This window comes from Nocardia puris, from assembly GCF_036051655.1.
Classification (GTDB): Bacteria; Actinomycetota; Actinomycetes; order Mycobacteriales; family Mycobacteriaceae; genus Nocardia; species Nocardia puris.
Window position 1 is genome coordinate 598,123 of sequence record NZ_CP107943.1, and the last position, 13,984, is coordinate 612,106.

Genomic DNA, 13,984 nt, shown 5'->3' on the forward strand with positions numbered 1-13,984 from the left:
CCGCATCACTGGAAGTCGCGAGATTTGGAGTGGATGCGCAGGTCGAGGGGCTGGAGGTGTTCGGCGAGGACGCTCACCGCGCCCTCGGCGTTCTGGACGCGGCCGCGGATGAGCAGGGCGGGGGCGTGCTGGGCGAGGCGGCGGTGGCGCGCCCACAGGCCGACCGAGCAGACGACGTTCACCATGCCGGTCTCATCCTCCAGGTTGAGGAAGGTGACGCCCGCGGCGGTGGCGGGCCGCTGCCGGTGCGTGACCGCGCCGCCGACCAGCACGCGGGACCCGTCGCGCACCGCGAGCAGTCCGGACGCGGGCACCACGCCGAGCGCGTCGAGGCGGGCGCGCAGGAATTCGGTGGGATAGCTGTCCGGGGAGACGCCGGTGGCCCACACGTCGGCGGCGGCCATCTCCAGATCGCTCATGCCGGGCAGGGTGGGCGCGGTGGTCGCGGCGCCGGTGCCGGGCAGCAGGCCCGCGCGCTCCCCCGCGGCCGCGCCCGCCGCCCACAGCGCCTCACGCCGGGTGAGGCCGAGGCTGCCGAGCGCGCCCGCCGTGGCCAGCGATTCCGCTTGGGCGACACTGAGTTCCACGCGTCCGGTGAGGTCGAGGAACGAGGTGTAGAGGCTGCGGTCGCGCGCCGCGACAATGCGTTCGGCCAGGTCGGATCCGATGTGACGAACGGCGGCAAGTCCCAGCCGCACCTGCTTCCCGCCCCCTTCGAGGGTGGCCTCGGCGAGGCTGGCGTTGATATCGGGGCCGTGCACCACCACCCCGTGCCTGCGCGCGTCGGCCACCAGCGACTGCGGCGAGTAGAACCCCATCGGCTGCGCGCGCAGCAGCCCGGCGAGGAACGCGGCGGGATGGTGCAGTTTGAACCAGGCCGAGTAGTACACCAGCGCGGCGAAGCTCTGCGAATGGCTTTCCGGGAAGCCGAAATTCGCGAAGGCATAGAGCTTCTCGTAGATGCGGTCGGCGACCTCTCCTTCGATGCCGTGCCGCTCCTTCATCCCTTCGTAGAGGCGGGCTTTGAGCCGCTCCATGCGTTCGGGCGAGCGTTTGGAGCCCATGGCGCGGCGCAGCTGGTCGGCTTCGGCGGCGCTGAAACCGGCCACGTCGACGGCGATCTGCATGAGTTGCTCCTGGAACAGCGGCACGCCGAGGGTGCGGCCGAGCGCGTTGATCAGCGACGGATGGTCGTAGTGCACCTTCTCCTGTTTGTTGAGGCGGCGGATGTAGGGGTGCACCGAACCGCCCTGGATCGGACCCGGCCGGATCAGCGCCACCTCCACCACCAAGTCGTAGAACTTGGTGGGCCGCAACCGGGGCAACGTCGCCATCTGCGCGCGCGACTCCACCTGGAACACGCCCACCGAATCGGCGCGCGAAAGCATCTCGTAGACAGCGGGTTCGGCCAGGTCGAGGGCGTGCAGATCCACCTCGACGCCCTCGTGCTCGCGCACCAGATCGATCATGTAGTGCAGCGCGGAGAGCATGCCCAGCCCGAGCAGGTCGAACTTCACCAGGCCCGCGGCGGCGCAATCGTCCTTGTCCCACTGCAATACGCTGCGCCCCGCCATGCGCGCCCACTCCACCGGGCACACATCGGCCACGGGCCGGTCACAGATCACCATGCCGCCCGAATGGATGCCGAGATGCCTTGGCAGGCCCTCCAATTCGGCGGCCAGTTCGAGCACCGGGGTGGGGATGTCGGTGCCGGCCTCGGTCTCGACACCGGTCCAGCGACTCACCTGCTTGCTCCACGCGTCCTGCTGGCCGGGCGAAAAGCCCAGTGCGCGTGCGGCATCACGCACCGCGGACTTACCGCGATAGGTGATCACATTGGCCACCTGCGCGGCGTAGGCGCGGCCGTACTTGGCGTAGACGTGCTGGATCGCTTCTTCCCGGCGGTCGGATTCGATGTCGATATCGATGTCGGGCGGGCCGTCGCGCTCGGGCGAGAGAAACCGCTCGAACAGCAGCTCGTTGCGCACCGGGTCGACGTTGGTGATGCCGATGGCGAAGCAGACGGCGGAGTTGGCCGCCGAACCCCGGCCCTGGCACAGGATGTCGTTCTCCCGGCAGAACTCGACGATGTCGTGCACCACCAGGAAGTAGCCGGGGAAGCCGAGCTCGGCGATGACGCGGAGTTCGTAGTCGATCTGCCGGTAGGCCACGGGGTTTCCGGACGGCGGTCCGTAGCGACGGGCCGCGCCCTTGTAAGCGAGATCGCGCAGCCAGGAGTCCTCGTCGTACCCCTCCGGCACGTCGAACGGCGGCAGCTGCGGCGCGATGAGCCGCAAATCGAACGCGCATTCGCGGGCCAGGGCCGCGGCGTCGGCCACCGCGTGCGGCGCGGCCGCGAACAGCCGCGCCATCTCCGCGCCCGACCGCAGGTGCGCGCCGCCGGTGGGCGCGAGCCAGCCCGCGATGTCGTCCAGGCCGCGCCGGGCCCGGATCGCGGCCAGCGCCATCGCGCGGCGGCGCTGCGCGGGACTCGCGAAATGCGCGCCGGTGGTGGCGACGGTGGGCAGGCCGAGCCGCCCGGCCAGGGCGAGCAGCAGGGCGTTGCGTTCGTCGTCCTCGGGGATGCCGTGGTGGGTGAGTTCCACCGCGACGCGGTCGAGGCCGAACCGCTCGGTGAGCTCGCGCAGCGCCGCCTCGGCGCGCGGCAACCGGGCGGCGCCCTCGGCCAGGTCCCGCGCCAGCGCCCGGCGCAGATGTCCTTTGCGGCAACCGGTCAGGATGTGCCAGTGCCCGCCCGCGGCGGCGGTGAGCGCGTCCAGGTCGTAGCGCAGCACGCCCTTCTCCCCCGCCGCCAGGTGCGCGGCGGAGATCTCGCGGGACAGACGGCGATACCCCTCCTGGCCGCGAGCCAGCACCAGCAGGTGCGGGCCGGACGGGTCGGGCTCGCCGGTGCGCGGCGCGGAATCCGGCGCGGCGGCGTGCACCTCGAGATCGGTGAGACCACCGGACAGGAAACCCGTTGCGGCGGAACTGTTCACACCGGAGGTGAACCGGCTCTGCGCACCGGCCTTGCGCTCCCCCGAAACACCCTCGCCCAGTGACAGTTCCGCCCCGAAGACCGTCGGCATCCCCCATTCCTTCGCGGCCTCGGCGAACCGCACGGTGCCGTAGAAGCCGTCGTGATCGGTGAGCGCGATCGCCTCCAGGCCGAGCCGCACCGCCTCCTCCACCAACTCCTCCGGCTGACAGGCGCCGTCGAGGAAGCTGTAGGCCGAATGGGCGTGCAGCTCGGCGTAGGGCACGACCGGGCCGTCGGGGCGGCGCACCGGATCCGCTTCGTACGGTTCACGTTTGCGCGTCCACGCGGGACTGTCGCCGCCGTCGCCGGGGTACATGATGTCGGGGTTCGTCCGGCCCGGCCGGCCCGAGAGCACCCGTTCCATCTCCGCCCAGGAGGGCGGGCCGTTGCCCCAGCCCACGCGTCGCCACCTCCGCTCAATCGGTGAACCGCTCGGTCGATCCGCTCCCGACCGCCGCATCCACCCGGTCCAGGCCGGAGCGGATCATCTCGCCGTAGGCGTCGTCGGCCAGGATCCGCAGGTGTCCGCGCGCGATCGCCAATTGCATGCGGGCCGAGTCGAATTCGCCGAGCCTGCGGTGACTGTCGGCCAGGTTCAGGTAGAGCGAGGGCAGGAAGCAGCGCAGCCCCTCGTCGAGCGGGATACCGGGGCCGAAGACGGCGGCGAGCGCGCGCTGATCCCAGGCCAGCGCCTCCGCGTCGTTCTCTTGCAGGACGGCCAGATGGTGGGCCACCACGCACCGCTGTAGCGGGTAACCGGAGGGGTCGAGTTCGTCCCAGAGCGCGCGCAGCGCCCGCCGGGCCGCTTCCGGGTTCACGCCGCCGAGCCGCACCGCGGCAAAGATGTCCGCCATCCGATCGTCCGCCATGCGCACGAGTATCGCACATATGTTCGATTGTTTCGAGGTCGATTCGCACACCGGAATGACCCCTCGAGTATGTGACGATCGCCACTTGGCAGGTAAACTTACTTCGGAGTAAGTTCGTGCCATCCGGGCAGTGCCGCCGACCGAAGGAGCAGCGAGATGACCCAGGCTTCCGACGAGGCCGCCCGCGGGCGGCGCGACCGTCGCGATCTCACCGGCAGGCACGTCGTCATCACCGGCGCGTCCTCCGGCATCGGCCGGGCCGCCGCGATCGCCGTCGCCGAGAAGGGCGCCACCGTGTTCCTGCTGGCGCGGCGCGGGGAGGAACTCGACGCCGTGGTCGCGGAGATCCGGGCGGCGGGCGGTTCGGCGTACGGATACCAGTGCGACGTCACCGATTCCGATTCCGTCGACCACACCGTGAAGACCATCCTCGACGAGCACGGTCACGTGGACATGCTGGTGAACAACGCGGGCCGTTCCATCCGCCGCGCCATCCACCGCTCCACCGACCGCCTGCACGACTACGAGCGCACCATGGCGGTGAACTACTTCGGCGCGCTGCGCATGACGCTGGCGCTGCTGCCGCAGATGCGCGAGCGCAAGTTCGGCCACATCGTGCAGATCAGCAGCGCGGGGGTGCAGGTCGCCACGCCGCGCTTCTCCGCCTACCTGGCCAGCAAGGCGGCGCTGGACAAGTTCACCGAGGTGGCGGCCGTGGAGACGCTCGCCGACGGCGTCACCTTCACGACCATCCATATGCCGCTGGTGCGCACCCCGATGATCACGCCCAGCGGCGATCAGGGGCCCGCGGAGTCGCCGGAGTGGGCGGCGGCCACCATCGTGCGCGCCCTCACCGAGCGCCCCAAGCGCATCGACGTCCCGATCGGCACCATCGCCGAATACGGCGCGCTGCTCACCCCGAAGATCCGCGACCGCATCCTGCACCGCTACTACCGCGCCCTCCCTGACTCCCCCGCCGCCAAGGGCGAACCGGGCGACGAATCCACGGAACCCCCGAAACCCGTTGCCCCCCAACCCCGACCCCGCCCCCAATCCCCCGTCCGCAAAGCCACCGGCGCCGCCCTCCGCCGCGCCGCCCGCTGGGTCCCGGGGACCCATTGGTGAACCTCGGCCGGTTCCGCTTCTCATGCAGCAACGAAATCAGCCGAGCAACAGTGTGATGGGGCCCGGCCCGTGACCAGGCCCACCGCTACCTACCCGAACCCGGCGCCGTCCTGAACTGACACTCCGGGCCGGAACGGCCGCTACGAGGAGCGCGTCGCTGATTCCCTCGCTCACTCGCGCGGCGACAACAGGTCACTGTCGGTGGGGAGCCAGGTGCCGTGGAGGCCGGCGGGGACTCGGAGGGGCATGCGGATCGAGGCGAGGGGGCCCGAGGCGGGGTCGTCGGCGGGGAGGATGTGGAACCAGGACGTCATGTCGGTCGGGTCGGTGCCGAGGGTGCCCCAGTAGGCGCGGTCGGTTCCGGGGAGGAAGACGGGCTCGCCGACGGCGAACTCTCCGGCGTTCCACCATGTTTCGGTACCGGCGTGGGTGTCGAGGAACATCAGGGCGTTCTTGCCCGGCCCGGACGCACCCGTTCCGCCCACGGTGGCGATCACGCCGTGGTCGCCCGTGAGCCTGCGGTCGTCGATCCGGGGGAACTCGATCGAGGCCACCGCGAGATCGGTGCGATCTGCCGCGCCGGTCGCGGGGTCGATGACCGCGCGCACCAGAGCGCCGCGCTGCGGGGTGTCGACGTCGGCGAGCCCGCCGGGGTACGCCCACTGCACATAGTCCACAACAACCTCGCCGTGCTCCCCGTCGAAGGCGTTCGCGAAGTGCCACACCCAGAACGGGTCGGTCTCGGTCCAGCGCACCGGCCCGCCGTCGCGGGGAATGAGCGCGATCCGGGTCCCCCGCGCCGGGCGCCAGTCCAGCAGCGACCCGCCCCGCAGCAGACCGGGGATGTCGAACACCAGCGGGCACAGGAACAGCACTATCCAGCGCGCGGTGAGCGCCATGTCGTGCACCATCACGGGTTCGTCGACACCGTCGAGCGGAGTCGGGGCGCGACGCTCGGTGCCGTCCGGAGCGACCACCGACCAGGCCAGGTACGGCGGTTCCAGCCGGTAGGTGAACAGCACCAGCTCGCCGGTGCGCGGATCGACCTTGGGGTGCGCGGTGCTGCCGAGCGCCATCGCGCCCCCGCAGTCGTCGCGGCCGAGGGTCGCCAGATCGCCGGGGTCGATCCGGTACGGCAGATCGCTCTCGGCCATGGCGAGGAGTTTCCCGCCGTGCGCCACCACGTTGATGTCGGGCAGTTCGCGGGTGGTGCCCGCGAGTTCGGGGCCCACCTCGTCCGCGCCGGGCGTGTACGGGTCGGTGACGCCCGCCCACAGCGCGCGACCGGCGCGTTCCTCGGCCAGCACCATCGGGGTGCGGACGAAGCGGTTGGTGTAGCGGACGCGTCCGTCCTCGAGGTGGACGCGATGCACCATGGCGTCGCCGTCGATCGGGTACAGGTAGCGCCCGATCGGGTCGAAGCGCGGATTGGGACCGTTGCGGTAGTAGGTGCCGTTCAGGTCGGCGGGCAGTTCGCCGACAACCTCGAGTCCGTCCACGTCCACCTCCTCGCGCTGCGGGGTGAACACGCCGGACAGGTGCGCGTGATGCAGGGTGTCGACCGGAGCGGGCGGCGCGGTGGTGTAGGGAACCATCGGGTCCTCCTCGGGTGGGGTGCCGGATTTCACGATCCTCCGCCGCGGAACGGACGACAAGCCCCTGCATCGGGCGGCACCCGGTGCCACGGGCGCGCGGTGATTCCGGCGGAGGGCGTAGGGTGCCCTGGTCACCACAATCGCGGCCGTGTCAGGGAGGGAGCGCCGATGTCGACACCTTCGTGGGGTTCGCCCCAGCATCCGGGTTCGCCGGGGTATGCGGGCGGAGCGCATGCCGGAGCGGGCGGACAGGTGCCGGGCGCCTCGGGAGGACATGCCGTTCCGCCGGCACCCGGCGCGCACCCCGGGCACGTGAGTCCTTCGGCGGGAGCGTCATTCGCACCGCAGACGCCGATCGGCGCGCATTACCCGGGTGGGCCGCAGTATCCCGGTGGTCCGCAGTACCCCGGTGGTGGACCCCAGTACCCACCGCAGTATCCGGGTACGCCGCAGCAGCCGCACTATCCCCAGCAGCCGCACTACCCCGCTCCCCAGCATCCCGGGTACCCGGCTCCGCAGTATCCGAACGCCCCGTATCCGGCTGCGCCACAGCACCCGAGCGCCCCGCACCCGCAGGCCGCGCCCCAATACCACGGCGCCCCGCAACAATCCGCCGCACCCCAGCCGGGCAGCCCGAAAGACGAACTGTCACAGCGCTATCTGGCAGCCGTCACCCACCACATGATGCGGGGGCAGCTCCAGATCTCGCAGAACTGGCTCGGCCCGCTGTGGGGATTGATCGGCGTGGGTTCGGTCATCGCGAACGCGTTGAACCCCATCGAGCTGGCGGTGTGCGTCACGGCGCTGGACGAGATCACGCCCGACGCGGTCAACGCCTTCCCCCGCCACGTCGACGCGTTCGCCAAAACGCTGCGCAGGCAGAGCGCGTTCATCGTGAAGGGCGGCGCGTTCGGCGTCGCCGCCCTGGTGGCGCCGCGCGTGCACCCGGCGGCCCTGCAAGCGGTGACGAACCGGCCCATGAGTTTCGGCTCGGTGATCGTCCCCGCCGTCGTCGACCTCGGCACGCGCCAACTGCACGTCGCCTCCAACACGCCGTTCGTCGGCATGGCGACCTGGGGTGCGGTGCGCAGCCAGGCCCGCATCTACCTGCCCGAACCGCGCGCGGTGCTGGGCTGAGGAGCGCGGCGCCCGCGGTCGGCCTCGCATCTAGTTATTGCTAGCACGCAGCGCCCGCAATCGGCCACGCACCGACGGGATCGCACGGGCTCGGACGCCCAACTGCCGCTCAGGCGCCGACGGCTTGCGCGGTCAGCTGCTCCACACTGTCGGCGACCAGGGCGGTGGCGGGTTTCGGCGCGGCGCCGCAGCTGGCTTGGCGCGGGGCGAACGGCACCGTGCGGGCGGTGACGCGCCAGACGCGACCGTCGCGGTGGTGGACGAGTGCCGCGCCGGCGTAGGTGGGGTCGCCCGTGGCGTCGATGTGCTCCGAACGGACGGTGAGATCGTCGAGGTTCGCGGTGATCTCGGCGCGCACGGCGAGTTCGGCGACCTGCTCGACGGGTTTGCGACCGGCGCGTCCACGCAGCCCGGCCAGGGAAACCTCTTCGCGCGCAACGGCTTCGACAGCGGCGATCGCTTCCGCCGCGTCCACGCGACCGTAGGTAAGCCCGGAGGGCAGCACCACCATGGCGGGCGCGAACCGGTGCCCACCGGTGTGCGAGCACTCCCACACCCGCCCCGGATAGCGCCGCGCCAGCGTCGCCGCGATGGGCCGCCCGAGGCGCGCGCAGCACTGATCGCGCTTGCCGTGCGCGCACACCAGCACCGGAGGTTCCTCGACGCGCTCACCGAGACCCGGTGGCGCGCCGTTGATCAGGTGCGGGTCCAGATCCAGGAGCTGGGCGAGGTCGGTGATCTCCAGGCGTTCGCACCAGCCGCCCTCGGCGTGCGAGTTGACGAGCAGAACCGTTCGCGCGCCGGTGAATTCGTACCGTCCCGGCCTGCGGATCAGGGTGGGGCGCACCTTCGCCGCCGACGTGCGCGCCGCGAGTTCGGCGGTGAGTTCCGGGCCGAGCACTTCATCGCCGATCACGTCGCGCCCCCACGCGCCGGGGTGTTCGACGCACAACCACGCGCCGATCCGGGTCGCGGACCCGGGCAGCGGCACCTCGGCCGCGGCGGTCGAGCAGGGCAGTCCGTCGAAGGCGCTCACGGTTCGGCGAGGAACGGCAGGACCGTGGCCTCGAACTCGCGGTAGCGGTCGCGGTGGATGCTGTGGCCGCAGGTGAACGGGACGGCGGTGACGTCGGGGATCGCGTCGAGCAGCACGGCGAGCTTGTCCGGGTCGACCATGCCGCCGGGGCCGCCGCGCAGGATCAGGGTGGGTGCGGTGATGTCGGCGAGGCGGTCCCACCATTCCGGGTTCGGTTTGCGGAACTGTTCGAGCGCGGTCCCGGTCATGGAACGGTCGAAGGCGAGTACCGCGCGCGGGTGACGGATCAGGCTCGACGTGGCGTGCCACAGTTCGGGGACGGTCGGGAAGCGCCTGGTCAGCCGCAGTTCTTCGGTGCCGGACCGCAATGGGAGCGGGCACTCCTCGATGACCAGCCGCCGCACCAGATCGGGCCGCTCCTGCGCCACACACGACACCGCGTACCCACCGAGCGAATGCCCCACCAGGTCCACCCGGTCCAGCTCCAGCCGCTCACACAGCCGCAGCACGTCCTCCCCGAACTCCCCGAACAGGTACGAGTCGGTGTGCGCACTCTTGCCGTGCCCGCGCAGGTCCGGCACGATCACCCGCCGCCCGTCCCGAATCAGCCTGCGCGCGAACCGGTTCCACGTATGCCCATCCCCGCCCATGCCGTGCACGAGCACGACGGGCGTCCCCCCGGCCACCCCCGAGTCCCGGTAGGCGACCCGCACCGCCCCCACCGTAACCTCGGAAAACGTCAGATCCACGATGTTCGAGAGTACCGACCGGCACCGGGGTCCCGCCCGGGGTCTGTCGGGAGGATCACAGGGTGCCCGGGACGGACGGGCCACGATCGCCCGGTCGGAGCGTTGATCCGGCGGGTTGAACGCGCGGATGTTCTTGGTGAGTCCGTAGCGGACGCGTTCGTCGGCCCCGCGCCCACAGTCCCCGACCTGCGCCGCGCTGCCCCGCATGTCCGAGGCGATCCAGGCGAAGAACGCTTCAGTCGTAGAGCCCTTCGGCGTGCCAGCCCTCGGCGCGGTACAGCAGGAGCAGGGTGCGGCTTTCCGGGGATTCGAGGTGTACTTGGACGCGGGCGACCGGGGTGGCGCCCGGCGACCACCAGTGGTCGTCCACGGGCCAGGGGCCGGCCCAGCCGAGCAGGGGCCAGGTGCGGCGTCCCCAGCGCAGGAGGGCGGGGTCGGCGCTGAACAGGCCACGCTCGTCCACGAAAACCGTTGTGCCGTCGGCGGTTTCGAGGAAGACGGGGGGATACTCGGGAAACAGGACGACCGGGGAGGGCTCGGGGAGGCGGCCCGGCCACGGGAGAGCGGGGTCGGCGGTGGGGACGTGTTCGTCGCCGAGCGCGACCAGGGTGACGCGTTCGGCGGGGCCGCGACCGCCGCTGAGCACGCCCACCCGCACCGCTTCCCCGCCCAGCAGGCCCTGCACCCGGATCAGGGCGCGGCGGGCGCGTTCGTCCCCCTCTCCGACGCCGCCCCACAGGCCGAGCTGGAGCGCACCGGCCCGCACCACCTCGACGGGCTCGAGGCGCAGCAGCGTCACGGGGGCGGTGGGGCGAGCGCGGTGGGTCAGCCAACCGTCGAGTTGCCAGCGCACCCGGTCGGCGGTGCCGTCGGGGGTGAGGGGTTCGGCGCAGCGCCAGACCCGCGAGAGTTCTTCGCCGGATTCGGTTTTCGCCGACACCGCCAGACGCGTGCAGGCCAGTCCGGCGGCGGCGAGCCGTTCGTGCAGGCGCACGGCGAGCATGCGGCCCGCGAAAGCGGCGGCGTCGACGCGGTCTACGGGCGGGTCGCAGTGCTGCTCGACCGCCAGGTCGGGCGGGGGGCGGCGCGCCGAGGGCGGGCGGCCCGGCAGCGCGCGGGCGATGCGGTGCGCGGCGACGGCGTCGGCGCCGAAACGAGAGGCGACGTCGGCCGCGGACACCGCCGCGAAATCGCCGATGCGGCGCAATCCCAAGCGGTGCAACAGGTCCGCGAGTTCTTCACGTTCCGGCGGGGCGAGTGCCGGTTCGAGGGCCAGCTCGCCCACCGGGAGCGGGGCGAGGAAGCGGGCGTCGCCACCGGGCGGGACCAGCGCGCCGCGCCGGGCCGCGATCACCGCCGTGGCGAGTTCGTCGGCGACACCGATCTGCGCCTCCACACCCAGCGCCGCGACCGCGTCGACGAGCCGTTCGGCGGCCACCTCCTCGGAGCCGAAGAACCGCGCCGCACCGCGCGCGCCGAGCACCAAGAGCCCCGGGCGCAGCACTTCCACCCCGGGCACCGTCTCGTCGACCGCCGCGACCACCGGTTCGAACAGCCGGGCGTCTCGATCCGGATCATCTTGCGCCAGAAACAGATCCGGGCACACCGCCTGCGCCTCGCGTCGCCGCAGGCCCCGCCGCACCCCTTCGAACCGCGCGACCGCCGAACTCGCCACCACCCGGCTCCCCGCCAGCACCGCCACCGGCCGCGTCGACGGCAACTCCGCCAGCACCGCCGCCGCGACCGCGGGCCAGTCCCGGCACCACACCGCGACCACCCGGCTCCGCGACCGGCTCACGGCGCACATCTCCCGCGGGCCGGCAGCGCATGGCCGGGGCCCGACGGACACGCCGCCGAGCGGGACACCCGGCCCATCACCGCGCCCCCGAACGGGTCCGCAGCCGGCGGATTCCGGCACCGGCCGAACACACCAGCCGGCCCGGCACCCTGCGCCGCGCCCCGCTTCACGACACACCGGTCGGCAGCTGATGAACTCCGGGCACCCTGACGACCGCACCCAACGGCGTGATCACCGCCCGAACCCGATGCCCGGCCGCAGCCGGATCGCGGCGCATGTCGCTGGAGCACCGGCAGCCGACCGTGCCGGGCGAGGCCACACTCCGACGCCGCCGACCGGCACAACCCGCCCAGCTCACGACGCCACCTCCCGCGCGATCGAACTCACCGCCGCACCCGGGGCGACCCACTCCACCCGCCCGCGCTCCGGTCGCAGTTCGACGCGGGCGCGGCGGGCGGCGCCGGCTCGGTGCCGCACCGCGATCTCCAACCCGAGCGAGCGCAACCGCCCGTGGCCGCGCCCGAGCCCCTCCTGCCCGGTGACGCGGGCATCCACGCGCAGGGTGGGGTTGGGCCAGGACCCCTCGGTGACCACCAGCGCCGAGCCCTTCGCGCGGGCGCGGGCGGCGAGCACCCGGGTGCGCGCCGGGGGCACCGCCGCGCCGCGCAGGCCGAGCACCACCAGGTCGAGGCCGTCCAGCAGGACCGCGGCCACCTCGACGGGGTCGGGTCCGGGGTCGGCGACCACGGCCAGCCGCTCCAGCGCGGCCCCCATCTCCGCCGCCGCGAGCAGGCCGAACCCCGGCATCCCGACCAGCGCCGCGTGCCCGCCCCGCTCGGTCACGCTGGCGAGCAGGCCGGCCAGCAGCGACCGCGCACCCGTGTGCACCACCACCGACCCCTTGCCGAGCCCGCCGCCCGGCAGCAATTCGGCGAGCGGCGCGGGCACCGGCAACGGCGCGCGACCGGGGTCGTCGGCGAGCGGGGAGCGCGCGGCACGTTCACCCCGCGCCGGGACGGCGGCCATCGCGGCGCGCAGTTCCTCCAGCTCACGCCGCTTTTCCGCCGCCGGCCACACGTCCGAACCCATCACAACCACCTACTTCCCGCGATCGACTCCGAGGCGAAGCGAGCGGACCCGGCACCCATCCAGCTATCGATCTGCAATCGAATATACGTTCGATTGTCGCTCCAGTAGACCCCGCCCCCCGAACCCCGTCAAGACGCGGTCGATCACCCCCGGCGTGGCGGCCCAGCCACCCGCTTCACCCGCGCCGCGAGTGCCGCACAGTCGACCGGCCGGCTCGTATCGGCGAACACGGTCGGCGCGAGCCCGAGCGGCACCGCCCCCTCCACCCAGCGGTCCCAGTCCTCGGCCGAACGCTGCCCGTCACGGCCGACCGTCCTCCGCGTGATCGGGCGAGTGCCGCAGGGGGATTCGCTGGGAGACCTCCTCGAGCCGATCGAGTTCGCGGAGGTGTGGCGAGATATTCGGATACCCTGCACAGCATGATCGATCGCCCCCGTCCCATCGTCGGCCCGGACTATCTGGTCGCAGGCCGCTACCGTCTCCAGTCGAAGATCGGCGGGGGCGGTATGGGCGCGGTGTGGCTGGCGCACGACCGGTTGCTGGACAGAGACGTCGCCATCAAGCAGGTGCTCTCCACGGCGGGCCTGCCCGAGGCGGAGGCCACCGAGATCCGCAACCGGATCCTGCACGAGGGGCGGGTCGCCGCGAAACTGTCCCATGAGCACGCCATCGCCGTGTACGACGTGGTGCTGGAGGCGGGCGAACCCTGGTTGGTGATGGAGCACTTACCCTCGCGCAGCGTCGCGCGGGCGCTCTCGCTGGCCGACACGCTGCCGGTGATCGAGGTCGCCCAGATCGGCGCGCAGGTCGCCGACGCGCTGGCCGCCGCGCACGCCGCGGGCATCGTGCACCGCGACATCAAGCCGGGCAACATCCTGGTCGCCGACCGTGGACCCGCCGTCGGCATGGCCAAACTCAGCGACTTCGGCATCTCGCGCGGCGCGGGCGAATCCTCCGACGAGCCCGATGGCATCATCACCGGCACCCCCGCCTACCTGCCGCCGGAGGTGGCGCGCGGCGCGCAGCCCACCGAGGCCAGCGACGTGTTCTCCCTCGGCGCCACGCTCTACACGGCCATCGAGGGGCAGCCGCCGTTCGGCATGGAAGAGGACAGCGACATCCTGGTGCAGCGGGCCGCGATGGCGCAGATCATCCCGCCGGAGCGCAGCGGCGCCCTCACCAACGCCCTGCTGCACATGATGGAACCCGCCCCGCAGCGCAGGCCGACCATGGCCGAGGCGCGCGACGAAATCCTCACCGCCGCTTTCGGTCCCGGCACCGCCCCCTACATCCTCGGTGCACCGGTGCGCACCGAGGACGGCACCATCCCCGCCTGGGCGGCCCGCAATTCCGCCGCCGGACTGCGCAGCCCGCACTCCGCGCCCCTGCCGCGCCCGCACCGCCCCGTCGCGGGCCCGGTCGCCACCCCCGCGGCCCCGCAGCGCCCCGCACCCCAGCAGCCGAGCAACGCCCCGCTCGCCATCGCCGTCGGCCTGCTGATCGGGTTGCTCATCATCATCGCGGTCATCGTCGTCGCTATGTGAGA

10 protein-coding genes are annotated in these 13,984 nt (G+C 72.4%); 3 read left to right on the forward strand and 7 right to left on the reverse strand.

The genetic code is table 11. From position 1 onward, the window contains the following. Positions 1–5 precede the first annotated feature (5 nt). Positions 6–3,440, reverse strand: a complete 3,435-nt coding sequence (locus tag OHB21_RS02675; protein WP_324192059.1) for an error-prone DNA polymerase — start codon at positions 3,438–3,440, stop codon at positions 6–8. Positions 3,441–3,456: 16 nt separating this feature from the next. Beyond that, positions 3,457–3,909 (reverse strand): hypothetical protein, encoded by a 453-nt coding sequence (locus OHB21_RS02680; RefSeq protein ID WP_067512318.1) that lies wholly within the window; start codon positions 3,907–3,909, stop codon positions 3,457–3,459. A gap of 156 nt (positions 3,910–4,065) precedes the next feature. On the opposite strand from OHB21_RS02680, the gene OHB21_RS02685 reads away from it, so the two are divergent. Next, the gene (locus OHB21_RS02685; RefSeq protein WP_067512316.1) at positions 4,066–5,034 is read left to right on the forward strand and encodes an SDR family NAD(P)-dependent oxidoreductase; all 969 of its coding nucleotides are present in this window, start codon (positions 4,066–4,068) and stop codon (positions 5,032–5,034) included. Positions 5,035–5,204: 170 nt separating this feature from the next. On the opposite strand, the gene OHB21_RS02690 is transcribed toward OHB21_RS02685, so the two are convergent. Continuing rightward, positions 5,205–6,629: a carotenoid oxygenase family protein gene (locus OHB21_RS02690; protein WP_195125492.1), complete on the reverse strand. Its 1,425-nt coding sequence runs from the start codon at positions 6,627–6,629 to the stop codon at positions 5,205–5,207. A 312-nt stretch (positions 6,630–6,941) separates the two neighbouring features. Here OHB21_RS02690 and OHB21_RS02695 point away from each other — a divergent pair, with 312 nt between their 5' ends. Beyond that, on the forward strand, positions 6,942–7,766 hold the full coding sequence (locus tag OHB21_RS02695; protein WP_195125493.1) for a hypothetical protein: 825 nt from the start codon (positions 6,942–6,944) through the stop codon (positions 7,764–7,766). A 109-nt stretch (positions 7,767–7,875) separates the two neighbouring features. On the opposite strand, the gene OHB21_RS02700 is transcribed toward OHB21_RS02695, so the two are convergent. The 4 genes from OHB21_RS02700 to OHB21_RS02715 all read right to left on the reverse strand — a co-directional run bounded on the left by OHB21_RS02700 (position 7,876) and on the right by OHB21_RS02715 (position 12,438). Further along, positions 7,876–8,802 (reverse strand): sucrase ferredoxin, encoded by a 927-nt coding sequence (locus tag OHB21_RS02700; protein WP_324192060.1) that lies wholly within the window; start codon positions 8,800–8,802, stop codon positions 7,876–7,878. Beyond that, positions 8,799–9,551, reverse strand: a complete 753-nt coding sequence (locus OHB21_RS02705) for an alpha/beta fold hydrolase (RefSeq protein ID WP_067512362.1) — start codon at positions 9,549–9,551, stop codon at positions 8,799–8,801. The genes OHB21_RS02700 and OHB21_RS02705 overlap by 4 nt, the downstream gene beginning before the upstream one ends. A 235-nt stretch (positions 9,552–9,786) precedes the next feature. Beyond that, positions 9,787–11,349, reverse strand: coding sequence for a DNA polymerase Y family protein (locus OHB21_RS02710; RefSeq protein WP_233444447.1), 1,563 nt, complete (start codon positions 11,347–11,349; stop codon positions 9,787–9,789). A 354-nt stretch (positions 11,350–11,703) separates the two neighbouring features. After that, positions 11,704–12,438 carry a hypothetical protein gene (locus OHB21_RS02715; protein WP_113975214.1) on the reverse strand — a complete coding sequence of 245 codons (735 nt, stop codon included), beginning with the start codon at positions 12,436–12,438 and terminating at the stop codon, positions 11,704–11,706. A 419-nt stretch (positions 12,439–12,857) separates the two neighbouring features. Here OHB21_RS02715 and OHB21_RS02720 point away from each other — a divergent pair, with 419 nt between their 5' ends. Beyond that, positions 12,858–13,982 (forward strand): serine/threonine-protein kinase, encoded by a 1,125-nt coding sequence (locus OHB21_RS02720; protein ID WP_067512308.1) that lies wholly within the window; start codon positions 12,858–12,860, stop codon positions 13,980–13,982. Positions 13,983–13,984 lie beyond the last annotated feature (2 nt).